Origin of the sequence: Desulforamulus hydrothermalis Lam5 = DSM 18033 (genome assembly GCF_000315365.1) — a bacterium.
Lineage (GTDB): Bacteria > Bacillota > Desulfotomaculia > Desulfotomaculales > Desulfotomaculaceae > Desulfotomaculum > Desulfotomaculum hydrothermale.
Genome location: NZ_CAOS01000003.1, coordinates 238,314 through 264,392, shown reverse-complemented (window position 1 = coordinate 264,392; position 26,079 = coordinate 238,314). Strand labels below are relative to the sequence as shown.

Annotated in this window: 20 protein-coding genes, 1 tRNA gene and 3 pseudogenes; 19 read left to right on the top strand and 5 right to left on the bottom strand. The window is 47.6% G+C overall.

The window, feature by feature from the left end; genetic code table 11:
- Window positions 1-6: 6 nt before the first annotated feature.
- From DESHY_RS02350 to DESHY_RS02330, 5 genes are all read left to right on the top strand, one after another.
- Window positions 7-1,575: a spore germination protein gene (locus tag DESHY_RS02350; protein WP_008410133.1), complete on the top strand. Its 1,569-nt coding sequence runs from the start codon at window positions 7-9 to the stop codon at window positions 1,573-1,575.
- Window positions 1,565-2,665: a GerAB/ArcD/ProY family transporter gene (locus DESHY_RS02345; RefSeq protein WP_008410132.1), complete on the top strand. Its 1,101-nt coding sequence runs from the start codon at window positions 1,565-1,567 to the stop codon at window positions 2,663-2,665. The genes DESHY_RS02350 and DESHY_RS02345 overlap by 11 nt, the downstream gene beginning before the upstream one ends.
- Complete coding sequence (locus tag DESHY_RS02340; RefSeq protein WP_008410131.1) at window positions 2,652-3,767, top strand: Ger(x)C family spore germination protein; 1,116 nt, start codon at window positions 2,652-2,654, stop codon at window positions 3,765-3,767. The genes DESHY_RS02345 and DESHY_RS02340 overlap by 14 nt, the downstream gene beginning before the upstream one ends.
- 132 nt (window positions 3,768-3,899) lie before the next feature.
- A complete protein-coding gene (gene htpG, locus DESHY_RS02335) occupies window positions 3,900-5,747 on the top strand; it encodes a molecular chaperone HtpG (RefSeq protein WP_008410130.1) in 1,848 nt (615 codons plus the stop codon).
- Window positions 5,748-5,997: 250 nt separating this feature from the next.
- Window positions 5,998-6,528: a macro domain-containing protein gene (locus DESHY_RS02330; protein WP_008410129.1), complete on the top strand. Its 531-nt coding sequence runs from the start codon at window positions 5,998-6,000 to the stop codon at window positions 6,526-6,528.
- Between the two features lie 47 nt (window positions 6,529-6,575).
- Here the strand turns inward: DESHY_RS02330 and DESHY_RS02325 are convergent, their stop codons facing one another.
- Together DESHY_RS02325 and DESHY_RS02320 are read right to left on the bottom strand one after the other, a co-directional pair.
- A complete protein-coding gene (locus DESHY_RS02325; protein ID WP_008410128.1) occupies window positions 6,576-7,952 on the bottom strand; it encodes a sugar ABC transporter substrate-binding protein in 1,377 nt (458 codons plus the stop codon).
- Between the two features lie 125 nt (window positions 7,953-8,077).
- On the bottom strand, window positions 8,078-8,503 hold the full coding sequence (locus DESHY_RS02320) for a gamma-glutamylcyclotransferase family protein (protein WP_008410127.1): 426 nt from the start codon (window positions 8,501-8,503) through the stop codon (window positions 8,078-8,080).
- Window positions 8,504-8,791: 288 nt separating this feature from the next.
- Between DESHY_RS02320 and DESHY_RS14835 the strand changes: the two are divergent.
- From DESHY_RS14835 to DESHY_RS13305, 11 genes and pseudogenes are all read left to right on the top strand, one after another.
- Window positions 8,792-8,929 (top strand): annotated as a pseudogene (locus DESHY_RS14835) (MerR family DNA-binding transcriptional regulator); the annotation flags it as partial.
- A gap of 9 nt (window positions 8,930-8,938) precedes the next feature.
- Window positions 8,939-9,220 (top strand): MerR family transcriptional regulator, encoded by a 282-nt coding sequence (locus DESHY_RS02315; protein WP_235695501.1) that lies wholly within the window; start codon window positions 8,939-8,941, stop codon window positions 9,218-9,220.
- Window positions 9,221-9,251: 31 nt separating this feature from the next.
- Window positions 9,252-10,205 carry a sporulation protein gene (locus DESHY_RS02310; RefSeq protein ID WP_008410125.1) on the top strand — a complete coding sequence of 318 codons (954 nt, stop codon included), beginning with the start codon at window positions 9,252-9,254 and terminating at the stop codon, window positions 10,203-10,205.
- A gap of 32 nt (window positions 10,206-10,237) precedes the next feature.
- Window positions 10,238-11,083, top strand: coding sequence for a zinc metalloprotease HtpX (locus tag DESHY_RS02305; RefSeq protein ID WP_008410124.1), 846 nt, complete (start codon window positions 10,238-10,240; stop codon window positions 11,081-11,083).
- 150 nt (window positions 11,084-11,233) lie between these two features.
- On the top strand, window positions 11,234-12,148 hold the full coding sequence (locus DESHY_RS02300; RefSeq protein WP_048817804.1) for a substrate-binding domain-containing protein: 915 nt from the start codon (window positions 11,234-11,236) through the stop codon (window positions 12,146-12,148).
- 5 nt (window positions 12,149-12,153) lie between these two features.
- The gene (locus tag DESHY_RS02295; RefSeq protein ID WP_008410122.1) at window positions 12,154-13,593 is read left to right on the top strand and encodes a histidine kinase; all 1,440 of its coding nucleotides are present in this window, start codon (window positions 12,154-12,156) and stop codon (window positions 13,591-13,593) included.
- Window positions 13,562-14,224, top strand: coding sequence for a response regulator (locus DESHY_RS02290; RefSeq protein ID WP_008410121.1), 663 nt, complete (start codon window positions 13,562-13,564; stop codon window positions 14,222-14,224). Before DESHY_RS02295 ends, DESHY_RS02290 begins: the two co-directional genes overlap by 32 nt.
- 117 nt (window positions 14,225-14,341) lie before the next feature.
- Window positions 14,342-15,714: pseudogene (gene glpT, locus DESHY_RS02285) on the top strand (glycerol-3-phosphate transporter).
- A gap of 95 nt (window positions 15,715-15,809) precedes the next feature.
- Complete coding sequence (locus DESHY_RS13440; protein WP_072866155.1) at window positions 15,810-16,004, top strand: hypothetical protein; 195 nt, start codon at window positions 15,810-15,812, stop codon at window positions 16,002-16,004.
- Window positions 16,005-16,193: 189 nt separating this feature from the next.
- Window positions 16,194-17,309 (top strand): FIST C-terminal domain-containing protein, encoded by a 1,116-nt coding sequence (locus DESHY_RS02280; protein ID WP_008410119.1) that lies wholly within the window; start codon window positions 16,194-16,196, stop codon window positions 17,307-17,309.
- On the top strand, window positions 17,309-19,441 hold the full coding sequence (locus tag DESHY_RS13305) for a sensor domain-containing protein (RefSeq protein WP_008410118.1): 2,133 nt from the start codon (window positions 17,309-17,311) through the stop codon (window positions 19,439-19,441). Before DESHY_RS02280 ends, DESHY_RS13305 begins: the two co-directional genes overlap by 1 nt.
- Before the next feature lie 131 nt (window positions 19,442-19,572).
- Here the strand turns inward: DESHY_RS13305 and DESHY_RS02270 are convergent, their stop codons facing one another.
- Window positions 19,573-21,006, bottom strand: a complete 1,434-nt coding sequence (locus DESHY_RS02270; RefSeq protein ID WP_008410117.1) for an NAD(P)/FAD-dependent oxidoreductase — start codon at window positions 21,004-21,006, stop codon at window positions 19,573-19,575.
- A gap of 256 nt (window positions 21,007-21,262) precedes the next feature.
- Here DESHY_RS02270 and DESHY_RS02265 point away from each other — a divergent pair.
- Window positions 21,263-21,345, top strand: a tRNA-Leu gene (locus DESHY_RS02265).
- Between the two features lie 149 nt (window positions 21,346-21,494).
- Window positions 21,495-21,821: pseudogene (locus tag DESHY_RS02260) on the top strand (DMT family transporter); the annotation flags it as partial.
- 166 nt (window positions 21,822-21,987) lie between these two features.
- On the opposite strand, the gene DESHY_RS02255 reads toward DESHY_RS02260, so the two are convergent.
- Both DESHY_RS02255 and DESHY_RS02250 read right to left on the bottom strand, forming a co-directional pair.
- Window positions 21,988-23,139: a SpoIIE family protein phosphatase gene (locus DESHY_RS02255; RefSeq protein WP_048817803.1), complete on the bottom strand. Its 1,152-nt coding sequence runs from the start codon at window positions 23,137-23,139 to the stop codon at window positions 21,988-21,990.
- A gap of 15 nt (window positions 23,140-23,154) precedes the next feature.
- Window positions 23,155-24,879 (bottom strand): [Fe-Fe] hydrogenase large subunit C-terminal domain-containing protein, encoded by a 1,725-nt coding sequence (locus tag DESHY_RS02250; protein WP_008410113.1) that lies wholly within the window; start codon window positions 24,877-24,879, stop codon window positions 23,155-23,157.
- Window positions 24,880-25,097: 218 nt separating this feature from the next.
- Between DESHY_RS02250 and DESHY_RS02245 the strand changes: the two genes are divergently transcribed.
- Entirely contained in the window at window positions 25,098-26,072 is a 975-nt protein-coding gene (locus tag DESHY_RS02245) for an HlyD family secretion protein (protein WP_008410112.1), read from the top strand.
- Window positions 26,073-26,079 lie beyond the last annotated feature (7 nt).

The window sequence follows — 26,079 nt, the reverse complement described above, 5'->3', positions numbered from 1 at the left end:
GGGAAAATGTCATTAAAAAATGTTTTTGGTAAATGGAAGAAACCCAAAAAAACCCAACAGGCTAAAATTATTAACCGGGCTGACCGGGGCGATACCCTAAGCGGCCGCTTGGCCGAAGATGAAGATACGGTTTTTCAGGGACTGGGCGGCAGTGTTGATATTGTCCGGCGTAAAGTTTTAGTTGCCGGCACACCGGCGGTATTGATTTATATTGAGGGTATTGTTGATACAGATGTCATTCAAAAGGAAGTTTTAGCCAAGCTGCAGCAAGCAACAGAAATACCCCGGCCGGGCACAGCCGCTTTGCAGTATATTGCCGAGAAAGTTTTATCAGCCCAGACAGCCGCTGTTGCTTGCGCAATATCTGATATCCTGGCGGAAGTGCTGCTGGGTAAAAGTGTTTTGCTGCTGGCGGATTGCCGGTGTGCTTTGCTTATTGGCACCAAAGGCGGCACCCGAAGGGCCATCCAGGAACCGCCCACCGAACGGACCGTGCGGGGTTCCCGGGAAGGATTTATTGAAGACATTGCGGTGAATATGGCCATTATCCGGCGTAAACTTAAATCTCCGAATTTAATTATGGAAGCTGCCCTGCTGGGCCGGCGCAGCCGCACCAAGGTGGTAATTACCTATTTATCAGATGTTGCGGATCCGAAGCTGGTGCAGGAAGTCCGCCGCCGCATCTCGCAAATTGACATAGATGCGGTGCTGGGTTCGGGGTACCTGGAAAAACATTTTGAAGACCGTCCTTATAGTTTGTTTCCGCAAACCTATGGCACCGAACGGCCGGATAAAGTGGTGGCCAATATGCTGGAGGGACGGGTGGCTATCCTGGTGGACGGCACACCTTACACCCTGGTGGTGCCGGCGGTGTTTATCCAGTTTATGCAGGGTGCGGAAGATTATTATGAACGCACCATTGTAGGTTCGGTGGCGAGGCTGGTCAGGTACCTGGCCTTTGTCATTACCACCACTCTGACGGCAATTTATATTGCCTTGATTACCTATAACCATTCACTGCTGCCCAGTGACTTGCTGCTGGCGGTGGCCAAAGAAAGGGAAGAGTTGCCCTTTACGCCGCTGGTGGAAGCCATGTTTATGGAAATGGTGATAGAAATTCTGCGTGAGGCTGCCCTGCGCCTGCCCTCCACCGTAGGCCAGTCCCTCGGCGTGGTGGGCGGTATTGTAATCGGTCAGGCGGTAATCTCCGCCAAATTGGTGAGCCCCTTAATTGTTGTCATGGTATCCCTGGCCACCATCAGTTCCTTTGTTTTTCCCAGTTACAGCATGGCCCTGGCAATCCGCCTGATTAAATTTCCCCTGATATTTTTGGCGGCTGTTTTTGGCGCCCTGGGTATCGCTGTGGGCTGGCTGGTCTTAATTATTCACCTGGTTTCCCTGGAAAGTTTCGGGGTGCCTTACCTGGCCCCGCTGGCTCCCACCCGGTATGCAGACCTGGGCGATACTCTGGTGGTTTCCCGGATTTGGCAGCATAAAAAGCGCCCGGTAACCTTTAATACGGCAGATAAGCAAAGGATAAGCGACAGCCCGCAGGAGCATAGGCATGAGCAATGAAAACAACCTGATTACCAGTAAGCAGTTGATTTTTACCATAATCAGCGCCTTGATCGGGGTGGGTATTCTCACCCTTACTTCCACTGTGGCCCGGGAAGCCAGGCAGGACGCCTGGATTTCGCTTATTATCGGCGCTTTGGTACCCTTGCTGGGGTTGTTCACTATTAATTTAATCGGCAGCAGATTTCCCCGGTTAACCTTTGCCGAATATGCAGAAAAAATCATTGGCAAATGGCCGGGCAAACTGCTGGCTTTGATATTTGTCCTTTATACCCTTGTTTTTGCCGGTATTGTTATCAGGATATTTGTGGACATCCTGAAAATTTATTTTTTTCCGCTTACGCCGGTGTGGGCGTTGGGCGGGCTGATAATTTTTGTGGCAGCATATCTGGCCTCCCAGAGCGCCCAGGTGGTGGTACGGGTTAATGAGTTAATGTTCTACGAATCTTTACTTTTGATAGCCTTTGCAGTGGGGGCTATGCCGCAAATTGACATCACTTTTTTCCAGCCTGTAGGTGAGGCGGGTTGGGAGCAAATTTTAAAGGGTGCTTATAAGACGATGTTCGCCTTTTTAGGACTGGAAATACTGCTGGTGTATTACCCATTGGTACAGCGCAAAAATGAAATAATTAAGGCCGGTATCACAGCTTTAGGCATTGTTTTTGTGATTTATTTAATGATTGTAGTTACAGTGATGGGAGTTTTTGGGCCGGATGTCAGCAACTTAATCAGGTTTGGTTTTATGGTTTTGATTAAAACCTACCAAACTCCGGTGGTGGAACGGGGAGAATTCTTTTTTATTATTTTCTGGGTGTTTGTTTCCTTTCGGCCGGCTGCCAATTTACTGTTTACCGGTCGTTATTCCCTGGAAAAAATCCTGGGTGTAAAGGCGCCGGCTGTTACCACGCTAATTATGTATCCGTTCATATTATTTGCTTGCTTGCTGCCCAGGAACTTTGAGCAAGTGCTGGATTACAGCACCTATGTGAGTTTTGTGGGCATGGCCTACATGCTGGGGGTGCCCCTGTTGCTGCTGATAATTGCCCGTTGGCGCGGCCTGGACGGTGATAAAAACTATGCCAATACCTAGACCTGTCAGGGTGCTGCTTTTATTAATCATCAGCCTGGTTATAGGCGGCTGCTGGGATGCCGCTGATGTAAAGGACCTTTATATTCCCTTTACGGCCGGTTATGATTATATAGAAAAGCAGGGTGAGGGGAAATTAGTTGCATCCGTAAACTATCCGGTCTTTGCCCGCATGGCCAAGGAACATTCAGATATACTGGTCATGGAAGGGGATACCGTTGGTGAAACCCGTATTGACAAGGGTAATAAATTGGCCCGCCGGCTGGCCATCGGCGACCTGAACACCCTGTTAATCGGCAGGGATTTAGCCGTTCGGGGTACCAGGGAAGTGTTTGACTACATGTTTCGCAACCCGCAGTTTAGCGAACTGATGAAACTGGCGGTGGTTGACGGCCTGGCCAGGGATGTTTTGCAGATTAAACCGGTGCATTACCAAACCGTCGGTCAGAATATTATAGAACTTCTGAAAAATGCCGACCGGAGCAATTTTATTCCGGATATGGCTTTGCATGACTTTCGCATATGTGTCATTACCCCCGGCTTTAACCCGGTGCTGCCGGTGCTGCGGATACATGGGCAAAATAAAATAGAAGTGGCGGGAGCGGCCATTTTTAAGGGGTATCGGATGGTGGCCATGGTTAATAAGGATGAGATGCGGGCTGTAACCTGGCTGCGGGGAGAAAAATCCACCGGGGATATAACCTTTGAATTGGTAGACCAGGCAGGAAACCAGAAAAAATTGACCTTTGAAGGCACTAACAGCCGCTCGGTAAAAGCCAAGTTGGTTGACGGCGTACCTTACTTTGAGATCGAAGTAAAACTGGCGGGAGAAATAATTGAAAGTCTGGTCGGTTTTCAGTTTGCCGGCAAAGAAGAAAACATTAAGCTGGCGGAGGCGGCCCTGGCCCGTTATATTGAGGGAAAATGCCGGAGCATGCTGGAGGATTTACAGTGTAAGTACCGGGTGGATGCCATATTATTAGGCAAATATGCCCGAGCCAAGTGGCCGGACCTGGTTCGGCAGGATTGGGACGAACACTTCTGTAACAGCATTATTAAGGTAAAGGTAAAGGTGATTATCCGGGGCAGCGGGGAGGTGGCCTGACAGGGATGGGCAGCCATTCCTTTACAATTTCCTAAATAAAAGTGGGCTATGCAGCCGGTCTGGTTGACAAGCGGCATAGCCCCTTCTATATTATTAAATGGGAATATTTCACATCAGGCAGGAGGTATGCAAATGACAGGGCCAGCCAATCACGAAAAATATGAATTTCAAGCCGAAGTAAAACAACTGTTGGATATTGTCATTAATTCTCTTTATACTGATCGGGAAATTTTCCTGCGGGAGCTTATTTCCAATGCTGCCGATGCACTGGAAAAAATCCGCTATCAAAAGTTAACCAGCCAGGAGATTGCGGATGCAGACCTGCCTCTGGAGATAGCCATTCAGTTGGATGAAAATAATCATACCTTAACAATTTCAGATACCGGCATCGGCATGACCAGGGAAGAACTGATAACAAACCTGGGCACCATTGCTCACTCCGGTTCCAGAAACTTTCTTAAATATGTGGCGGCAGGCGAGGGGCGTGATGTGAATTTAATCGGCCGCTTTGGGGTAGGGTTTTACGCTGCCTTCATGGTGGCCGAACAGGTGACGGTGGCCACCCGTTCATACCTGCCCCAGGCTGCCGGCTGGCAGTGGTCTTCGGACGGCGCCGGCAGTTATACCATTGCTGAAGCAACGGGTTTGCGCCGGGGAACCAGCATAACCCTGCATTTAAAAGAAGATGCCCGGGAGTTTGCCCGGGAAGCGGTGGTAAAAAGAATTATTAAGCAATATTCCGGCTTTGTGCCTTTTCCCGTTTTATTGAACGGCACCAGGGTAAATACGGTGCAAGCCATCTGGACCAAAAACAAAAATGAAATTACAGACGAAGAATACACTGAGTTTTATAAATATCTGGCCAACGCCTATGACGAGCCGCTGCTGCGTCTGCATTTCAGCGCCGATGCGCCCTTAAACATTAACGCTTTGCTGTTTGTGCCCAAAGATAATTTTGAACGTTTTGGTTTCGGCCGGCTGGAGCCCGGGGTTAACCTGTATTGCCGCAAGGTGCTAATCCAGCAGCAAGCCAAAGACATCCTGCCCGAATGGCTGCGGTTTGTTAAGGGTGTGGTAGACAGTGAAGAACTGCCGCTGAACATTTCCCGGGAAACCATGCAGGACAGCTCACTGCTGGCCAAGCTGCGCAAGGTGATTACTTCTCGCTTCCTTAAATTTTTGCAGGAACAAGCTAAAAGCGAGCCGGCAAAATACAAGGAATTTTGGAACAACTTTGGTATGTTTATCAAAGAAGGAGCAGCCACCGATTATACTTACCGCAAAGAGTTGGTAGGGTTGTTGAGGTTTGCTTCTTCGCGGGCGGCGGACGGAGAACAGGTCTCCCTGCAGGATTATGCAGCAAGAATGAAAGAGGGGCAAAAGGAAATCTACTTTATTAACGGGCCCAGCCGGGAAGTTATTGAAGCCAGTCCCTATCTGGAAGTATTCCGGGATCAGGATATTGAAGTGCTGTTTACTCACGAACCGGTGGAGGATTATATTCTCAGCCAACTGGGTGAGTATGAGGGGAAAAAACTGGTTTCCATTGACCAGGCCGGCCTGGCCTTACCGGCTACCCCAAAACCTGAGGGAGATGTTTTGAATCCTGAGCAGGTGAAGGAGTTAATAGAGTGGCTTAAAGAAGTGTTAGGGGAAAAAGTGACGGAGGTAAGAGAATCAACCCGTCTTACCGGTAGTCCGGCCATTATTTTAAACCCTGATCACCTGACCGGCAGCCTGCAGAGAATGATGCAGGTAATGAACCGCGATATTAATGCCATTGGTCCGAAAGTGCTGGAGATTAATACCGCTCATCCGGTGATTAAGGGCTTAAGCCGGCTGGCAGGTCAGAAGGATTCCTTCGCCCGGTTGGCGGCAGAACAATTGTTTGACAACGCCTTGATTGCCGCCGGTTTAATTGTTGACCCCAGGGCCATGGTGCAGCGCATGAACCAGATTTTAGAAAAAGCATTGCAATAGGATAAACATTCACCTTAGGTTGTTAACCGGCTGCCCCTGGCTGTGCCAGGGGCATTTGTTATAATGTGGGAAAATATTAACATTTTTTATAAAACTTACAAAGGAAAGAGAAGGGTTAGTTAAAAAAATGAAGAAGTACCATTAATTAATCAAGTGTTGAATGGGCGAGTGGCTTTGTCCGGTGGATTAATGCAGGTGCAAGGAGCGGGTGACGATTAAATATAAAAAGTTTCGGGAGGGGTTAATTAAGTTGAAAAAGACATTGTCCGGCATTACCGTGGACTGTGTGAAAGGCAATATTGCCGCCCAGAAGGGATATGATGCGGTGGTAAATGCAGCCAATGCCTGGTTAAGGCCGGGCGGCGGGGTAGCCGGTTGCATTCATATGGCGGCCGGTCCGGGTCTGGTGGAAGAATGCCGTCCCCTGGCTCCCATTAAGCCCGGACAGGCGGTAATAACCGGCGCTCACAACCTTCCCAACCGCTATGTCATCCATTGCCTGGGACCGGTATATGGCAGGGATGAACCGGCAGACCGCCTGCTGGCCGAATGTTACCGCAACGCCTTGAGATTGGCTGAGCAGTACCAGGTGGCTTCTGTTGCCTGTCCGGTGATCTCTACCGGCGCTTTTGGCTATCCCTTTCGTGAAGCTGTTCAAGTAATCTTATCTGCGCTGAAGGAAATGATACCGCAATTAAATACTGTTAAAAGAATCACCTTTGTGGTAAGAAGTGATGAAAAATATAAGATACTTAAACAGGCACTGGATAATTTTTATTAATATGATTTTTTAATACCCTCTGATGACAGCAGGGCGGGGTTAATTTACTATGGACCGCCCTGACTGCCGCCTTGTTGAGATGATTGGTTTTCCTGTTTGCCACCGCTGTCCGATTGTTCAATTTTTTGAATTTCTCCTTTAACCTCTACTTCCATAACTTTTCCATCCTGGGTGACTATTTTTAATTTGGTTTTCTTTTCTTGTTGACCCTCCTGGCCGGAGCTGCCTGACGACTGACCTGAGGATGACTGTTGGCCGCCCGGGCTTGCTTGTTGGCTGTCTTGCTGTCCTTGCTGCTGTTGCTGCTTTTTTAATTTACCCCAGCGGGCTTCTAATAAGTGAACCTGATTTTTATCAATTAAGCGTACCGGAACAATTTTAGCAGGTATATCAAAATTGCCGTTTTGCACCCGGCTGTCATTATTCCAGGCGCCTTTTTCAGCCAGGTCCAGAGCAGCCGCCAAGGCGAAATTGGCCAGCATTTCCGGCATGATATCTATTTCCGCATCATGCTGACCGGCTGCCAGTGCTTGGGAATTTTGGCGGTCTGCCCCAACCCCCACCGTAATTACTTTATTGTCTAATCCTTCACTTCTAAGTACCGACACGGCAGCCTGTGCCATTGGTCCGTTGGTGGCTAAAATGGCGTCCGGCGTACCGCTTTTCAGTGCGTTGAGCACCGTCATTTGGGCCATGGCTGCGTCCCCTTGCGGATGTTCGACCACTTTAATTTCAGCCACTTGCTTACTTTGCTGCAGCACTTGTTGGGCAGCCGTGGCAATTAATTGAGACGGCTTATCACTGGGATCCCCCTGCAGGATTAAAACTCTGGCCTTGTTTTTGGCTGGGGCGGCCGACTGCTGATTGGATTCGCTTTGGCTGTTCTGTTGCCCGCCCGAACCGCTTTGGCCCTGGCCGCCTTGCTGCTGCCCGCCGCTTTGGTTCTGAGTATTGAGCTGGTTTAGAACAAACTGTCCTGCCATTTCGCCGGCCCTCACATGATCACTGGCCACATAGCCGTCCAGCGGAGCATTAAAGGGCAGGGTTTCTAAGCCCACCACCTTGATGTTGGCTTGCATAATTTTGTCAGCCAGTTGGGCTCCTGCCAGCGGGTCGGCGGTTTGCAGGATAATTGCCTTAACCTTTTGTTTAATTAATTTATCCACATCCTTTTCCTGTTGAGCCGGGTCGTTTTTAGCATCAGTGAACACCAGTTGCACTTTCTCTTTTTTACTTCGTTCTTGCATAAAGGTTTTTATGCTCCGGTTGCCGTCAAATTCCATAGAAACCAAACTGACGCCGATGCTGATATTTTGCCCGGCTTCCGGTTTTGGCTGGGCTTCCGGGCCGGGACAACCGGTTAACAACGTACAAGACAGTAATACAAAGGTTATCAATATACCCATTCCAAACGGCTGTTTCATTCTTGTCACCTCGTAAAAGGTTCTTACATCTATTATTGCTGAAAAGAACAGAAATATTAGGTTTTGACCTTGATACAGACAAAAAAAGACCGGGTGGATCAGCCTGCCGCCACCCGGTCTTTGTGTTAACTTTGTTTTTTGGCAAGAAAAGCGGCCCAATCACCGTCCGGTATAATAACGCCGTTTTCCTGCAGCCACTGAGCCCTGCTCCGAGGCCACAGGTACATATGCGCTTTGACAACTTGGCCGCCGTCAAGCAACTCCACGTCCCTGATTTCACGCATCAGGTAACTTTGGCTGTCGATGCCGGTAAATTTATGTATTTCATCAATCTGGGGCAGAATGATGGGCATTTCACGGCTTACAAACATAACTCCCTTGATTTCTTGCTCCCCGTCCAGCACCACCGGATAACCGTCTTGGGGCAAGTAATACATCACCCCTTTGGTACGGGCGGGAAAAACCTGGGGGTTATAGGGTTCCAGAAAACGCTTATAGTTAGCCAAACCCGGCAGCAAAGTGCCAAATACAAATAAGTTGTTTAAATACATACAAAACACCCTTTCGCTGGTGACATATTATTATTGTTTTCTCGTTAATTAATGTTATTCCTTTCCCTGACCGGGTTTTCTAATAAAAAAGTTTTTCTGCGAGCATATTTTATATCAGTGTATGCAGCATGATTGTGGCCATGAAGAATAATTAAAAAAACTACTGGATATTTTTATGTAATTCTGATAATATTGCTTAAAAAGCATAACGTTAAACTGTACGGTTTTTCGGGAATAATGGGGAAGAATAGAGGGGGTGATTAGCTTGGGGAGGCAAAAAAATATAAAATAGGTGAGATAGCAGAACTGGCCGGGGTAAGCAGAAGAACCATTGATTATTATACCAATCTGGGCCTCTTAAAGCCGTTGCGTTCCGAGAGCCACTACCGTTATTATACCAAGGATACTCTCTGGCGTTTAAAAATAATTGAAGGCATGAAAAAACAAAGATATACGCTGGAGGAAATTAAGCAGACACTGGACAATTGGGATAACGGAAAACTGCTGCCGGAGTCAAGGTATCAAACGGCTGTTAATATAAATTTTCTCAAAGAACAGTTTAGCATGCTGGAAGGTCAGCTGGCGCAGCTGCAGCCGCTGGTTAACAGCAAAGATGTTAACCAAGCTGCTCTTATTACAAAGCAAGTGGTAATGCAAAGTATGGCAGTTATTCAATCGTTGATTATTTACTTTAATGAAACTGTACCTTTTGTTTAAAATATGTAAATTAAGGGGTGTTAGAAAGCCCATGTTTAAAAAACTGATGGCCAGCCTGGGAGTGGGAGCCGCCAGGGTTAACCTGGTGCTGGATTATGAGCAATGCCGGATTGGTGAACAACTTACAGGTAAGGTTATGGTTGAAGGAGGAAGTGTTGACCAGGCGGTTCATACTTTAGACGTTGACATTATTATGAAGTTTACCTTTAAAGGTAAGGAAGTCAGCCGGCGGGTGGATACTATTCAGGTAGCCCGGGATTTTTGCATTAAAGCCAGGGAGTCCAGGGCAATCCCCTTCGGGCATACCATACCGTTTAATTACCCGGTAACCAAAGGTTCTGTATCATATTCACTGGTTACCAGGATGGACATTGCCCAAGCGGTGGATGCCGAAGACGCAGATAAACTGGTGGTACTGCCAAGCCGGGAAATGTCTTTGGTATTAAACAGCCTGGAAGCCATGGGATTTAAGGATAAAGTCGGTTCAGGCAAAATTGATAAATTGGGGCAACAGTTTGCATTTTACCCCTCAACCCTGTTCAGCGAACAACTGCAGGAGTTGCAACTGTATTTTTACGTGGAAAATAACGGTTTAAAAATATATTGGCAGTTTAAGTTAAGCGGCGGTTATATGAGAAGCGGTCTGGAGCATTACGCTGAATTAACTTTGCCGGCGGAACTGCTTGCCGGCAGTCTGCAGCAGGAAATGGTTGATCATCTGAAAAAATTCCTGGAACATGAATTGCACCGGATATCCGTTCAAGGTCCGCGCATTGCTCCCAGTTATCAGAATGTACCACAGCACCTGCTGGGCGCCGGCCGGAGCGGCTTTATGGGAGGCTTGCTGGCAGGTATGTTGGGCGGTGCTTTGCTGGGTAACCTGCTGGATGATGAGGAAGCGGAAGCGATGGGTGAAGCAGAAGCGGCTGACGGGTTTGCTTTTGATTTAGACGGTTTTCTGGATTTCGGCGATGATGAGTTTTAATTAATATAATTAATTTTAGGGGGGATAAATTTATGAACACATTAAAAGTTTGGCTTTTAATGGGAACACTATCTGTTTTGCTGGTATTAATGGGCAATGCCATTGGCGGCCAAAGCGGCGCTATGCTGTTTTTTCTGATGGCCATGGCCATGAACTTTTTCGGCTATTTCTACAGCGATACCCTGGCCATTAAAATGACCGGTTCTTACCCGGTATCCGAGGCGGAAGCACCGCAGCTTTATGCCATGGTGCGGCGCTTGTCCCAGCGGGCCGGGTTGCCCATGCCCAGAATTTACATCCAGCCTTCGCCGCAACCCAATGCTTTTGCCACCGGCCGTAATCCTTCACATGCTGCAGTGGCGGTTACCGAGGGGCTTTTGCGGTTATTAGATCACGACGAACTGGAAGGTGTGTTGGCCCACGAGTTAGCTCACATTAAAAACCGCGACGTGCTGGTGGGAACCATTGCCGCTGCCTTGGCCGGAGCCATCAGCATGATTGCCAACCTTTTGCAGTGGGGAGCCATTTTGGGAATGGGTCGCAACAGTGATGAAGAAGAAGGCGGCAGCATGCTGGGCGGCCTGATCATGGCTATGGTGGCCCCCATTATCGCTATGATTGTTCAACTGGCCATCTCCCGTTCGCGGGAATATATGGCAGATGCCACCGGTGCCCAAATTGCCGGTTCGCCACAGGGTTTAGCCAACGCCCTGTTAAAATTAGAATCGGCGGCTCACCGTATTCCCATGCAGGTTAGCCCGGCCACTTCCCACCTCTTTATCGTTAATCCTTTATCCGGTGCGGCTGTGGCCAGGCTGTTCAGCACTCACCCGCCCATTCAGGACAGGGTGGAAAAACTTAGCAGGTTAAAAGTGTAAAATATGTACACCCCTGACTGCTGAAAGTCAGGGGTTTTCTTTTTGCCCATGCTGCACAATAGTTTGGACACCTGCTTCTTCAGGAGTTAAAATAATGTTGTATAGCGGCAGTGTGCTTAGCAGGACAGGTGATGAAAGGTGGGCAGAATGATGCTGAAAAAATCCTGCTGGTTTATTTTGTTCTTGTTTATCGCAGTTGCTGTAGCCGGTTGCGGCTCCCGGACAAGGTATATTGATTTTACCCAGAGGGAGGCGCATGAACAGCCGGACCAGGCGGCATTAAACTCGTCCAGGCCGTTGCGTATAGCGCTGGCTTCGGTAATTTCACCCAAAGATACCATTGTTTATTACCGTCAGTTAGCCAATTATTTAAGTGCAAAGTTAAACAGGCCGGTGGCGTTAATTCAAAGAAGGACTTACGAAGAAGTTAATATGCTGTTGTCCAACGGCGAGGTGGACATTGCCTTTGCTTCTACCGGCTCTTACTGCTCTTACCGGGGCATCACCGAAATTGAAATACTGGCCATGGTAGAGTTTCAAGGCAACAGTGAGTATAAAGCACTGGTTATTGTGCCCGCCGACAGCCAGGCAACCAGGATTGAAGATTTAGCAGGAAAAACATTTGCTTTTACCGACCCATTGAGCAACTCAGGCCGCATGATTATTCTCAAGTACTTATTGGACAATCGTAAAGATCCCGCCGCCTTTTTTAAACGTTACGTTTACACCTATAACCATGACAAGTCTTTGTGGGCAGTGGCCAATAAACTGGTGGACGGGGCTTCAATAGACAGTATGATTTATGAGTATGCCCGCATGAAAAATCCCCAGGAGGTTGAAAGAGTCAAAATAATTGCCAGCTTTGGGTCGTTTCCCACCGGACCGGTGGTTATCCGCAAAAACCTTGACCCGCTGCTTAAGACCCGGATCAGGCAAGTATTTTTTGAGCTGCACCATGAGCGTGCTTTGCAGCCAACTCTTAACGGCTTGCTGATAAACCGTTTTGTCAATCCCCAACCGGAGTTATATGAGCCGTTAATTAAAATTTATAACCGGGCAGGTTAGCGCCGATGAAACTTATAAAACAAATAAGCCTTTATTATAAAGTAAACGGAATTATTATAGGTATTCTTTTGCTCTTAAGCCTGGCGGGCTGGATGATCATTAAACAGGCTGTGGTGGGACTGCTTGGACAGCAGCTGGAGCAGCGGGGCCAGGAGGTTGGCAACTATATAGCCGCTTTAAGCGCTAATGATATTTTGCTGGAGAATTACTATAATCTTTACGAGCTGATAAATAAAACCAGGGAAAACGCCCGGGATTTAAAATACATTTTAATTACCGATTACAACGGCCAAGTTATTGCTCATTCCTTTGCCGGCGGATTACCCGTAGGTCTGAAAAATTTGCGCAACTTGCATGATAAACAGGCAATCAGATATGAAAGTAATGAAGGATTTATCCGGGAAGTGCTGGTGCCTGTGGAAGAAGGACAAGTGGGTTATGTCAGGATAGGCATGTCCGAACTGGGGATGCAGCAATTGCTGCAAAGCATTACTCAAAAAATCATGCTGGGTATCATAGCTGTTTGCTGTTTGGCGGGACTGCTGGCCACCAGGCTTACCAGCCGGTTGATCCACCCAATTTACAAGCTGGCTCAGGCAGTGCGCAAGATTGAACAGGGCAACTACCGGGTTAAGGTGGAAAGCGAAACCAAGGACGAGATTGGCTGCTTGACCGCTGCTTTTAACAAAATGGCGTCCGTTTTGGAGCAAAAGGAGAGAGAAAACACGCACCTGGTAAGTGAGCTGAAGCAAAAGGAGGCCATGCGTGACTATTTAATTAAGCGACTGATTACCGTTCAGGAGGATGAAAGACGGCGCATTTCCCGGGAACTGCATGATGAGGCAAGTCAGTCCATCACCTCGCTGTTAGCATACATGAAGGTACTGCAAATTCAAATTACCCAAAAAGAATTGGGAGAGATAATTAGCAAAGCCAGGTCTATTGTGCTGGGCCTGTTGGCGGACGTTAAGCGAATTGCCGTTGAGCTGCGGCCGCCCATACTTGATGATCACGGCATTGTGCCGGCCATGGAAAGATATATAAATAACTTTTCACAGCAATACAGCCTGCCGGTAAGTTTTGAGACAACGGTGGCAAATGTTGTTTTTAACAGTCAATCGGCCTTGGCCCTCTACAGAATTTTGCAAGAGGGTTTAACCAATGTTGCCAAACATGCCGCAGCCAGTGAGGTACAGGTGGTTTTATCAGCCAGGCAGCAAGGCACAGTACTGGTTATTTATGATAACGGCGGCGGGGCCGGCGGGACAAACCTGGCCACCCTGCGGCAACGCCATCACCTGGGATTGTACGGCATGAAAGAACGAACCGAATTGTTAGGAGGGAAATTTTCCTTTTGTTCAGTACCCGGAGAAACCATACTGGCAGTTTATTTGCCGCACCAGGGGGGATACGATGAGCGAGAAGATACGGGTAATGCTGGCTGATGACCATCCGGTTCTGCGAGCCGGGGTTAAGTTTTTACTGCACACCGACCCGCAATTTAAGGTAGTGGCGGAGGCCGGGGACGGTGAAGAAACCATCCGTCTTTTGGAACAAGTGCCGGTAGATGTTTTAATTATTGATTTGGCCATGCCCAGGATGGGTGGTTTGCAGTGCATTAAAGAAATTAAAGCCAGGGGTATCCCGGTGCGCATTGTGGTTTTTTCCATGTACGGTGACGAACACTACATTAAAGAAGTTATGCAGGCGGGTGCCCTGGCCTATGTGGAAAAAGAGGCTGTGGATACCGAACTGCTGGCGGCTGTGAAAACAGCTTTCCAGGGGCAGCTATATCTTAACCGTAATAAAGTGCAGCCCTTGCTTCGCTTTTTGCTGTCTGGTCAGCAGCAGCAGCAACAGGACCCCTTTCAGTTATTAAGTAACCGGGAGAGGGAGGTACTGAGATTAATTGTCAAAGGCTATTCCCTGACTGAGATCGGCCAACTGCTGTCCCTCAGCGTTAAGACGGTGGAAACATATAAAGCCAGGTTAATGCAGAAGCTTGGTTTTAGCCGGAAAAACCAGCTGATTGAGTATGCCTTTAACCACGGCTTGCTGGATAAAACTGACCTGTAAGAAAAAATCCTACAGCAGAATCATGGATTTCCCCGATACCCCTATGGTTAGATTTTTGTGATAATTTTGTTAACAGCAGCGCGCTCTGTTAACAACAAAATAGGAGGTATCGGCGGCATGAGTCTGCTGGATATTTTAAAACCGGCTCCCCATATTGAAAGATTGCCGGCGGATAACTTCGTAGTAGCATACATTATACGAAGTTATACGAATATGCCAGATTGCGCCGGCAAGTATTTATTGGTATTTTTGTTGGATACGCCGGTTATTACCTGGTCAGAAAGAACTTTTCCCTGGCCGTGCCTTACCTGGTTCAAGAAGGGTTTACCAAAGCCGAGTTGGGTTGGGTTATGTCTGCTCTGGCCATTTCTTACGGTTTAAGTAAGTTTGTTATGGGCGTTTTTTCAGACCGCTCAAACCCCCGTTACTTTATGGCGGCAGGTTTGATGTTCTCTGCCTTGATCAGCATTATGTATGGTGCAGTGCCCTGGGCCACTTCAACCGTGGCTGTAATGTACGCCTTGATGTTTGCCAACGGTTGGGTACAGGGGATGGGTTGGCCGCCTTGCGGTCGTACCATGACTCACTGGTATTCGGTGTCGGAACGTGGCACCAAGGTGGCAGTTTGGAATGTGGCACACAACGTGGGGGGCGGCATTATTGGGCCTTTGGCCAGCCTGGGCATTTTGCTGTTTGTTGACTGGCACAGTGTGTTTTATTTTCCTGCCATAATTGCTTTAGCAGTGGCTGTGTTTATTATTTTGACAGTACGCGACACACCCCAATCCTGCGGTTTGCCGCCTATTGAAGAATATAAAAATGAGTATCCCGCTGAGCATGCCGGCAGTGATTTGGAACGGGAGCTGTCAGCCAAAGAGATATTATTTAAGTATGTCTTAAATAACAAGTTCTTATGGTACATTGCACTGGCTAACGTTTTTGTTTACCTGGTAAGGTACGGCGTATTAGATTGGGCGCCCACTTACCTGACGGAAGTTAAAGACTTCAGCCACAACAGTTCACGCTGGGCCTATTTCCTTTATGAGTACGCCGGTATTCCCGGTACCATTCTCTGTGGCTGGTTAAGCGATAAAGTTTTCCGGGGCCGCCGTGCGCCGGCAGGCATTGTGTTTATGATCGGGGTAGCCGTTGCCGTACTGGTATATTGGTTTAACCCGCCCGGCAACCCGTTAGTGGATAACTTGGCCTTAATTGCCATTGGCTTTTTGATTTATGGTCCGGTTATGCTAATTGGTTTGCATGCCCTGGATCTGGTGCCCAAAAAGGCTGCCGGTACGGCAGCCGGCTTTACCGGTTTGTTTGGTTACATGGGCGGTACGGTAATGGCCAACGCCGCCATTGGCAAAACGGTGGATGTGTTTGGCTGGGACGGTGGTTTTGTTATGCTGGTGGGCGCCTGTGTATTGGCCATCTTCTTTATGGCCTTAACCTGGAATCACGGCGCCAAAGTAAAAACCAACAACGGCTAAGGTACTGCCATAGCAGTTTGACAAGTTAAAAAACAATCTGGGCTCGCCGGTTTTTCCGGCGAACTCAGAGTGTCAACAAACATTAGCGGTGGTTTATGATCCCCTTTGGCTCCGGTCTACGCACCGACAGCACTATGATTCGCTCCGGTGGCCCTTGGGGTCGCCTCAAACGGGCCCTCCTGGCCCGGTTCGGCTGGCGCCCACGTCCTGTGGGCGCCACCCCAAGTGCTCCTTTCGCTCATCAAGTGCTGTTACCGGTGCTTCGACAAGTCGCCGACAGGGGATCATAAAACCACCTCACTTTGTTTCACAACCTTTGTCTACAGTCTGGGCTCGCCGGTTTTTCCGGCGAGCTTTTTGCATTGGCTGCAATGCTTAATGCTAAAAAATGTTATAAAATGTTATTTGAGGTAGGAAAAAGTTTAAAGTTGTAGAAATTTATTGAAAGTACCTGTTATTATTTTGGCGGGGGGCAGCTTATGTTGGCAAAAGCGGTTTATTTTAAACCCACTGATTTTTATGACTGGTTTGCTTTTTTTAATAATTTGCAGGGAGAGGGAACCTGCGGCATTTTTTTAATGGTGGCTGAGCATACGCCCTTTGATTACGAAATGCTGCGTCCCTTGTTTAATGAGGCCGGGGTTCCGGTGTTTGGCGGCATTTTTCCCGGGGTCATTTACGAAGATAACTGGTATACCGAAGGTGTGGTCGGCTGCAGCATAGAGCAGCCCATTTTCTTAGATGTGGTTAGCGCGCTGCCTGATTTTAAGGGATTTGCTTGCCAGGCAGCGGCAGCGGCGGGTTCGCTGCTTGTTTTGCTGGATGGGCGGGCCGACGGAATTACAGATTTTTTAGATCATATTTTTGAAACAGCCGGCAGCCGGTGGGGGATCATGGGGGGAGGTGCCGGGAGCTTGGCCAAGCGGCACCGGCATGTACTGTTCACCCAGGAAGCAAATATAAGCGGCGGGGCTATTATGGTCAGGACAAACAGTTTAATGGGAGTAGGCGTAGCCCACGGCTGGCAGCCGATGTTTGGCCCCCTGGTTGCCAATTGCGCCATTGGCAAAGAAGTAAAGGAACTTAATTGGCAAAAGGCTTTTTCCGGTTACCGTCAATTTATTTGGGAAGCGGCAGGCGTTCATATAGATAAAGAAAATTTTTTCCAGGTTGCTAAAAACTATCCTTTAGGTATGGTGAAGCTGGATGGCAGAGTTATTGTCCGGGATGCCATCGGGGTAACGGAAGATGATGCACTGGTTATGGTGGGGGAAATTCCTGCCAATTCCATTGTCGTACTATTGCACGGCGAGCCGGGTCGGTTGATTGAGGCTGCGGCGGAGGCTGCCCAACTGGCTTGTACAAGGTATCAGCAACTGGCGCCAAATAATGGCCGGCATGTCCTGTTGATGGATTGTATTTCCAGGGCGCTTTTTTTGGGTGATGACTTTAAGCGAGAGATAGTGTCAATTAAACAAAATTTACCTAGCGGCATGCCGCTGATCGGAGTTTTGAGTTTGGGCGAAATAGCTTCCAACGGTGTCAGTTACCTTGATTTTTATAACAAATCAACAGTGGTGGGAGTTCTGTCATAATGAACAAACAAATTATCAGCATGACCAAGAAACTGTCTTTGTCCTATGAGATAGCTTTGTCACTTGGCGGCAGTTTAGAACTGCAGGATATGTTGAAAAATTTTTTGGCCGCAGTGGTCAGAAAAGGGGAAGTATACCGGGGTGTCGTCTGGTTGTGGCAGGAAAATGAACCGGTGATGGTAAGTGCGGTTGGTTCCTATGCCCGCTGCCTGGATGACAAGGTATTGGCAGGCCAATTAAAGGATTGTTTACACGAAGTTTTGCAAGCAGGCAGTTTTTTGTTAAAAACAGAAGCTGATCAAGATTTCCGGCGCTACTGTGTACCATTTTCCGGCAATGAAAAAGAAGTCCTGCTGGTACCCGTCGGCAACAGGACAGTTATACAATTGTTTTTTGCTGTTCAGGGGGCTGCTGAGCAAGGGTTGGTCGATATTCTGGAAGGGTTGCTGCCCCAGCTGGCCAATGCCATTGCTGCTTGCCAGAATCATAAAAAATTACTGGCTTTAGAGAAGTTGGAAAAACACAGCTTGCAGACCAAGTATTTTGACTTAATGAACAATCTTGATGTGGGCATTTTTATTTGTGATGAGTCGGGCTGTTTTTTAGATGCTAACCCGGCTTTTCTCAGATTATTGGAGCTACCGTCAGTGGCTGAGCTGCAAAATAAATCCGTGGCCCATTTTTGTAAAATTTGCGCCGATCCGCTAAAATCTCTGATGCAACAAGGGGGTTGTCTTAAAAACCGGGAAGTGCTTGTTACAACGGCCGCCGGGAATACTTTTTGGGCCAATTTAACCGCCGTTATCCGCCCCCTGCAGGACGGTCAATATATTTTGGGTATCCTGGATAATATTGATGAGCGCAAAAAAGCAGAGGAAAGACTGCATTTTCTTGCCACCCACGATGTTCTGACTCAGGTACCAAACCGATATTCTTTGGAGGAAACTGTCCGGCTGGCGGTGGCAAAAGCTCAAGCCGGCGCAAGCTATGCATTGCTGTTGATTGATATTGATAATTTTAAACTGGTTAACGATACCATGGGGCATACTGCCGGGGATGAATTATTAATTAAATTTACAAGTTTGTTAAGGAGTAATATTCGTCAAGAAGATTTTTTGGCCCGCTTTGGCGGTGATGAATTTGTTATTCTTATCGAAGGAGTAACCCAAAATGAAGTAATGGATATGGCTGAGAGAATCAGAAATGCGGTTTACCAGACTGAAGTGGAAGTCGGCTCAGTCAAGCTAAACCTGTCTGTCAGCATCGGCGTTGTTTTAATTGACGGCACATTAGAGTACCAGAAAATCCTGTCACAAGCAGATATAGCTCTTTATAAGGCAAAGGAAGAGGGGCGCAACAGGATAGCTTATATAAATTGCCATCAGGATGCTTCCCGGGAGTTTCTTAAGATTAATCATAATATTAATACCATTAAACAAGCCCTGCGGAGTGACCGCTTGGTTTTATACTATCAGCCTGTTGTATCCCTTAATATGGGCGAAATTATTCATTATGAAGCGCTGGTGCGGTTGCTGGATGAAAACAACGAAGTTATACCGCCCGGCCGGTTTATACCGGTAGCGGAACGTTTTGGCATGATGGCAGAGATTGACCGCCGGGTTGTGCAAGCCGCTTTAAAAAAATTAGCCCAGGTTCCTCAAATTAAGATTTTTGTTAATTTATCTGCTGTCAGTCTGTTCCATAAAGACCTGCTGCACAGCATTGAGGCGGACATCCTAAGCAGCGGCATTGAACCAGGCAGGCTGGGCTTCGAGATAACTGAAACCTCTGCCATGAAGGACCTGGCTGTAACTGAGAGATGGCTCAGCAAATTTAAAAAGATTGGATGCTCTTTTGCTTTGGATGATTTTGGCACAGGATTTTCTTCCTTTTCTTACTTGTTAAATTTTTCGGTGGATTACATCAAGATTGACGGTTCCTTTGTAAAAAACATGGATCATAATGCTGCTCATTTCACTCTTGTTGATGCTATGAATAAAGTTGCCCATGCCTTTGGTAAAAAAACCATTGCCGAGTGTGTGGAAAATGAGCGGATTGCCAATATCCTGCGGGATATCAATGTTGACGGCGGCCAGGGTTATTACTTCGGCAAGCCCGAGGCAAACCTGTGATGACGGTAACTTTATCAACGGCCGGAATTTTATAATTGACGGTGGAATGACGAAAAAACGATTTATGCCGGCAAAAATGGGGTGGCGCACAGGTCTGTGCATGCCACCCCGAATTTTTTTCCTTCGCTTTTTTAAACCAGTTTTTGAATAATATCTCTGGCGATGCGAACACCGCAGGCCCCGGCCTGGGCCAGGCCGCGGGTAATGCCGGCGCCGTCGCCGCCGCAGTATAAGCCGGTTATTTGGGTTTCTAACCGGTCGTTTAACAGGGGGCGGGAAGAGTAAAACTTTGCCTCTACCCCGTAAAGCAAAGTATGCTCTGAAGCAATGCCGGGTGTTACACTGTCAAGGGCTTGAATCATCTCAATAATGCTTTTCATGGTGTTGTAGGGCAGAACCAACCCAAGGTTGCCCGGTACGGCTTCTTTTAAAGTAGGTTCCACAAATCCCTCTTTAATTCTCTTTTCCGTAGAGCGGCGGCCTCTTAGAATATCGCCGAATCGCTGGATCAACACACTGCCGTTAGACAGGTCATTAGCCAGCCGGGAGATAGCTTTGGCATACTCAATAGGCTTGTCAAAGGGATAAGAAAACTTGTGTGAAACCAGTAAGGCAAAGTTAGTATTATTGCTGCCCAGGTTTTTATCTTTATATGCGTGGCCGTTGGCCAGCATTACCCCGCTGTGATTTTCAATTACCACATGGCCGGAAGGGTTGCTGCAAAAGGTTCGCACAGTGGTGCCGGTGGAAGAACGGTAAATAAATTTTCCTTCATAAAGGTTTTCATTAATTTCTTCCATAATGGTATCCAGTGTTTCCACCCGCACCCCGATATCCACCTGATTGTTGATTGTCTCTAAATTATGTTTCTTTAAAAGGCTGGTTAACCACTCAGAGCCGTCACGCCCGGGAACTATGACAATCTTATTGGCATAAAATTCCTCTTTTGTTTTGGTCACAATGCCTTTAATATATATACTATCATCTTTATTTTCCACAATAATATCTTCCACTTCGGTTTCAAACATCATATCAATGTGTTTTTTGAGAAACTCGAAGATGCTCTTTAGTATCTCTAAATTTTGCTCGGTTCCCAGGTGCCTTACCTCGGCCCGCAGTAATTTTAAGCCGGCTCCCAGCCCTCGTTTTTCAATACTCTTGACCGCCGGTGTAGTGGGGTCGGAAATAACGGTAGTGGCACCATGTTGTAAGTTGATTTGATCTACATACTTAATTAATTCTAATACTTCAGAGGGCGGCAAGTAATCTGTCAGCCAACCGCCAAATTCTGTGGTGATGTTAAATTTGCCATCAGAATAGGCACCTGCACCGCCAAACCCGTTAGTAACCGAGCAGGCCGGCATGCAGCCGGCGGTCTCTTTTTTGACTGTGGGGGGCGGGCACTTGGTCAGTTTTTTTTGCAGAATGGGACATTGACGTTGATAAATATCGCGTCCTTTATCTATTAATAATACTTTTAAATGAGGAGCTTTTAAAGCCAGTTCGTAACAAGCAAAAATACCAGCAGGGCCGGCACCAACCACAACAACATCATAATTTTTCAATGGTCTCACTCCCTACTTTTAAGGAAATTCATTTAAGCAAACATATTCATTGTGAACCATTTTACTTAAGATTGCAATATCTAATGCTGCCCAAAATTACAAAATACAGGCAAAAAAATTGCCTGTATTTTGCAACATAGAACAGACCGCCCTTGCTAAGCAACATTAATCTCTCCTGATAATAGCTGAAAATATTTATAAAAATTCTTGCCTAGGCAATCCAGGCATGCTATAATAACACTTGCGATTGTCGCATGTCGGAGTGGCGGAATCGGCAGACGCGCACGTTTGAGGGGCGTGTGGGAAACCGTGCGGGTTCAAGTCCCGCCTCCGACACCAAAATATGTGTTGCAGCAGGCTTTACGGGATCACTGTAAAGTCTGCTTTTTTTTAGTATAATGGGTTTGAGACGACAGCAACTAAAAGTCATTTAGTGAATGGTTTGCTGAATATTTTGTGTATAATTAGAGAACCGGAATTTAGGGGGAATGACAGTGGGTTTTTTGTTTTTAATGCTTGCAATTGTCTGTGAGCTTATAGGCACTTCTCTTCTTAAAGCCTCTGCCGGTTTTTCCAAATTATTACCCACTCTGGGACTGCTGGTAAGTTTTACATTAGCATTTTTCTTTTTATCATTAGCCCTTAAAACAATACCGTTAAATTTAGCTTATGCCATTTGGTCCGGGTTAGGAACGGTAGCAACTGTAGTTATTTCTATACTTGTTTGGCATGAACGAGTAAATTTTGCCAGTATTGCAGGGATTGCCTTAATCATTATCGGGGTTATAATATTAAATTTATATGCCCCGGGACACCACGATGCTGCTGATAAAAACATCCCTGTCAAAAAAGACAGCCGTAGTTCTTATCAGGCTAACCTGTGATGACAGGGAATTAAAACTATTCTAGGCTTATTATATTTTTAAAGTTGACATCGGATTTGTTATTGCTTTAAAGTCACCGCTGGTTGACTGTTTTGTTTTAAAAATATTCTTCTGTAATATTTTTCCCCTGTTCCCGCAGCGTTTTGATCATGTCTTTAATCACATGATGCTTGTAAGCATAAATAGCCGGCACATCGTGGCAGTCCAGCGCTTCGTTTTTCGCCTGGCCAACCATGAAGTGAATGCGGTCGGCTTTTTTTAGCAGGGCCGCCAAGCGGCCGGCCCCGTCCGGGGCGTCTTTTAACTGTTTGAGATCGGTATTTAACTTGAGATGTTCCAGGGTCTGCACCAGCGTAACAGCTCCCTCGGTGACCAGATCGATGCCCGGCAGCATGCCCACCGGGGGAACCCCTTCCACCACCGAAGATAAGTCGATAAAAACCTTGCGCCCCAGGATCCGGCTCACGATTTCACCGGTGGTGCCGCCGCAAACCACCTTGGCGCCGGGTGCTTCCATAAGTTTTCGCACCACCGGCCGGTCGTCTTCTTTTCTTTGGGGCGGGCCGATCAGTATCGTGAGATACAAGGGATGGCGCACTTTGACCACTGCCACAGTGACATCATCTCCAGGTTTCCCGCCATACAAGGTATTGCACAGCCCGGCGATTTCTGCCGCCCAATCCCGGGCGCTTTTATCCTCTGCGTAAGAATCTTCAATGAAGCTGCCGATTCTTTCCCAGTTCCAGTTTACATTCATGCGGCCGTTCAGGCCGGCATTGATTACGCCGTCTGAGGTTAAAACCAGCCAGTCCTGATCGTCTACGTCAAAGGAATATTCATATATTTTTTTGCCGGCGATCAGGCGTTCTTCCCGCCGTGGTGTAAACATTTTATTCCTGTTGCCGATGAAAACAGCAGGGTTATCGTATTCAACCAGGTAAAGTTGACCGTTTTTCTCAATTTGCAATATGGAAAAAGTGCTGTAGGCAGCATTGATGGTCTTATCAATGGGCAGGGTGCGTGCCACCGTGTCGATAACTTCGCCTATTTCCGCACCTTGGCGCAGCATGGTGGCAGCGGTTTTTGTGGTGAGTCGGGACAGAATGTTGGCTTTGACACCGCTGCCCAAACCATCCGATACCACCACCAGATCAGCCTGTTGGGATCGCACAATTTCTACACTGTCACCGCACAATTCTTCCCCGTATTTTTTAAGTTGAGCCACGCCAATATCTAAGCAAATTTTCACAGGCGGCACTCCTCTCTACAGGTTATCTTGCCGCATTAACTTTATCAATTTACCCAGTTGCACCTTGGTTTCAGCGGTGGCCTCACCCAGCAGGCCCGCTATTTCCTGAGCCACTGTCATTTGTTTTTCAATAACTTCCTGTGCCTGCCGGATGGTCTGGCTCTTAATCAGTTCAAACTGTTCCTTGCGGCGATTTTCTGAGGTGATATCAACGAATATGCCTACCACCGCATCCGTGCCTTTAACCGGAAAGATAATCTCCTGGGTAATAATGCCCAGTTCAGGGTAGTTGCCGGTGGCATTGATCATCTCGCCGTTTTCAATTACTTTTAGAAAGTTGGTGGCGGGCATCAGGGCAAAAATTCTCTGGCCAACCACCTGGGAGGCGGTAGTTTGGAACAATTTCTCAGCGGCCGGGTTAATTTCCAAAATGTCAAGATTTTTGCCAACCACCACGACGGCGTTGGGCATGGCAGAAATAATCAGGTTAGACATGGATTCTGCCCGTTTTCTCATGTAGGGTATGCACATTTCCACCGCCGCCTTACCCTGGTAAACCGCCACTGCCTTAGCGCGACAGGAGTCGTAACCGCAATTGCCGCAATTAAATTCCTGGGCCGGCGTGTGTTTGCCGGTACGCGCCAAAATAGCCTTGATTTCTGCCTCGGAGGGAAGCGGCAAATTGATCTTGCGATTTTTAAAACTGCGCCCCAGATCGATTTCCGGTAATTTATAGTTATCAATTGCAAAGTCACACTCACCGGAGGAATTATAATATTCCAGCAGCTTGCGCTGGCGCATGAACAAGCTTTCTTCCAAGCAGAGAGAGAGAGGGCCGTTGATGCAGCCGCCCTTGCAGGCCCACAGCTCCATTAATTTAGGAGGATTAACGATAGTTTGTCGGGATAAGTGCTTAAGAAATTCAATACAGTTGTCCAGGCCCGACATGGTGATAAAGTTTTCGCCGGCTTCCCTAAGTTCGTCTGCCACTGTCCAGATCATGCCGCCTTCCACCGGGTAGATGCGGTTGTGACAGGGAGAAAAACTTTGAAAACTGCCTGGCGATAGTTTTTCAACAGCGATACCTGCGGTTTGCGCCCACGCCCAGAGCTCATTAAATCCCAGGAAATAATCAACGGTATCATTAAGCCCCAGCAGCTGAGCTTCGTCTCGCTTGGCTGCACAGGGACCTATGTAGACCACACTGGCATCAGGATTTAGGGATTTAATAATTCGGCCTTGAGCCACCATGGGTGAAACAACAGGTGCCAGCATGGGGATCAGTTCGGGATAATGCCGTTCAATGAGATTGACTACCACCGGGCAGTAACTGACAATCAACGGCTGGGCAAAACCAAGTTCTAAATATTTTTTGGTGACCAGCCCGGCACCAACCGAAGTTTCCTGGACTTCCGCAAAACCCAGCTCCCGCAGCAGGGTAGGCAGTACATCCGGGTTGGGCAAGGGCAGTGCACTGACAAAAGAGGCTGCCACAACGGCCACCACCGGGGTGCCTTGAGAAATCAACTGCTGCACTTGTTTTAAATCAGACACCGGCTTTTTGGCTTGCTGGGGACAGGCTAAAATACACTGGCCGCAGTGGACGCAGAGTTCATCAATTACCTGTGCGTGCAGCCGGCCTTGAGCGCCGTTGGAATTCATCCGGATAGCTTTTAATTGACACGTTTTAATACAACGATAACAGTCGCGGCACCTGGCACCGGTATATATTAAGCCCATGGTCACACCTCGCTTCCTCGGTATGTTTTCATTATCAAGCATTCATTCTATTTTGGAAAGCGTATTTCCTTTTGAAAACTGAGGATTTAAACAATTAAAGCTCTTGCTGAGGCTCACCTTGAATGATATCATTAAACAAAATAAACTAATTTAGTACTAATAGTTTACCTAAAAAATTACAGTCACTGCCCAAAAATCTGCTACGGGGGGAAAGTACGATGAAGAAAAAGGCTTTGGTGATTGTCCTGGCTGTTTTGCTGACCGCAGGTTCTTACTGGGGTTATCACCGTTACGGTACACAAGAGGAAAAGGTATTAACGGCCACCGGTACCATTGAGGCCACCCGGGTGGAACTGAGCGCCAAAGTATTTGGAACCCTTGGCTCTCTTGCCATAAATTCCGGGGACCCGGTTAAAAAGGGTCAATTGGTCGGTCAAGTGGTTAGGAATGATCTGGTGGCCCAGAAGGAGCGGGATGCCCTGGGGGTGCTGAAAGCGGAAGCCCAGTTAAGGGACTTAACTTCAGGGGCCAGGTCTCAGGAGATAACAGATGCCGCGGCGGCTGTAAACATCGCCCAAGTTGGCTATGAGAAGGCCAGGGCGGACTTGCAAAGGGGTGAACAGTTATTCAAGGAAGGCGCCATCTCCGAAGATCAATGGGAAAAACTGTCTTTGGATCTCAAAATAAAACAGAACCAGTTGGAGTCTGCCAGGGCCAAGCTGAGCCTGTTGGCATCCGGCAGCCGCCCGGATGCCATTACGGCAGCTAAAATGGAACTGGAACGGTCCCGGGCTGTCCTAAAAGCATCGGAAGCGCTCCTGGAAGACACCAAAATTATTTCTCCCATTAATGGTACCGTTTTATCAAAAAACCGTGAACCGGGCGAATTTGTCCAGGCGGGTGCTTCCGTTGCCACGGTGGCGGATTTGAACGATATGTGGATCAAAGTTTACGTTCCTACGGACGATTTACCAAAGATTAAATTAAATCAAAAGGTGCGCTTTACCGTCAGCGGCAGTGGGCAAGAATACCAGGGCGTCATTGAAGAAATTGCCTCCCAGGGTGAATATACGCCAAAGACCATCCAAACCAAAAAGGAACGCACCAACATTGTCTATGGAGTAAAGATCAGGATAAACAATCAAGACGGAACGCTAAAGCCCGGCATGCCGGCTGACGTGGTCTTTGAATAGAGGGATC

What these genes read in the sequence shown, in the direction of transcription:
- DESHY_RS02280 (WP_008410119.1), top strand. Translation starts at nt 16,194, where the DNA reads ATGTTGGCAAAAGCGGTTTATTTTAAACCCACTGATTTTTATGACTGG.
- DESHY_RS02325 (WP_008410128.1), bottom strand. Translation starts at nt 7,952, where the DNA reads ATGAAACAGCCGTTTGGAATGGGTATATTGATAACCTTTGTATTACTG.
- DESHY_RS02320 (WP_008410127.1), bottom strand. Translation starts at nt 8,503, where the DNA reads ATGTATTTAAACAACTTATTTGTATTTGGCACTTTGCTGCCGGGTTTG.
- DESHY_RS13305 (WP_008410118.1), top strand. Translation starts at nt 17,309, where the DNA reads ATGAACAAACAAATTATCAGCATGACCAAGAAACTGTCTTTGTCCTAT.
- DESHY_RS02295 (WP_008410122.1), top strand. Translation starts at nt 12,154, where the DNA reads ATGAAACTTATAAAACAAATAAGCCTTTATTATAAAGTAAACGGAATT.
- DESHY_RS02305 (WP_008410124.1), top strand. Translation starts at nt 10,238, where the DNA reads ATGAACACATTAAAAGTTTGGCTTTTAATGGGAACACTATCTGTTTTG.
- DESHY_RS02340 (WP_008410131.1), top strand. Translation starts at nt 2,652, where the DNA reads ATGCCAATACCTAGACCTGTCAGGGTGCTGCTTTTATTAATCATCAGC.
- DESHY_RS02315 (WP_235695501.1), top strand. Translation starts at nt 8,939, where the DNA reads ATGAAAAAACAAAGATATACGCTGGAGGAAATTAAGCAGACACTGGAC.
- htpG (WP_008410130.1), top strand. Translation starts at nt 3,900, where the DNA reads ATGACAGGGCCAGCCAATCACGAAAAATATGAATTTCAAGCCGAAGTA.
- DESHY_RS02250 (WP_008410113.1), bottom strand. Translation starts at nt 24,879, where the DNA reads ATGGGCTTAATATATACCGGTGCCAGGTGCCGCGACTGTTATCGTTGT.
- DESHY_RS02300 (WP_048817804.1), top strand. Translation starts at nt 11,234, where the DNA reads ATGCTGAAAAAATCCTGCTGGTTTATTTTGTTCTTGTTTATCGCAGTT.
- DESHY_RS02350 (WP_008410133.1), top strand. Translation starts at nt 7, where the DNA reads ATGTCATTAAAAAATGTTTTTGGTAAATGGAAGAAACCCAAAAAAACC.
- DESHY_RS13440 (WP_072866155.1), top strand. Translation starts at nt 15,810, where the DNA reads ATGATCCCCTTTGGCTCCGGTCTACGCACCGACAGCACTATGATTCGC.
- DESHY_RS02245 (WP_008410112.1), top strand. Translation starts at nt 25,098, where the DNA reads ATGAAGAAAAAGGCTTTGGTGATTGTCCTGGCTGTTTTGCTGACCGCA.
- DESHY_RS02310 (WP_008410125.1), top strand. Translation starts at nt 9,252, where the DNA reads ATGTTTAAAAAACTGATGGCCAGCCTGGGAGTGGGAGCCGCCAGGGTT.
- DESHY_RS02345 (WP_008410132.1), top strand. Translation starts at nt 1,565, where the DNA reads ATGAGCAATGAAAACAACCTGATTACCAGTAAGCAGTTGATTTTTACC.
- DESHY_RS02290 (WP_008410121.1), top strand. Translation starts at nt 13,562, where the DNA reads ATGAGCGAGAAGATACGGGTAATGCTGGCTGATGACCATCCGGTTCTG.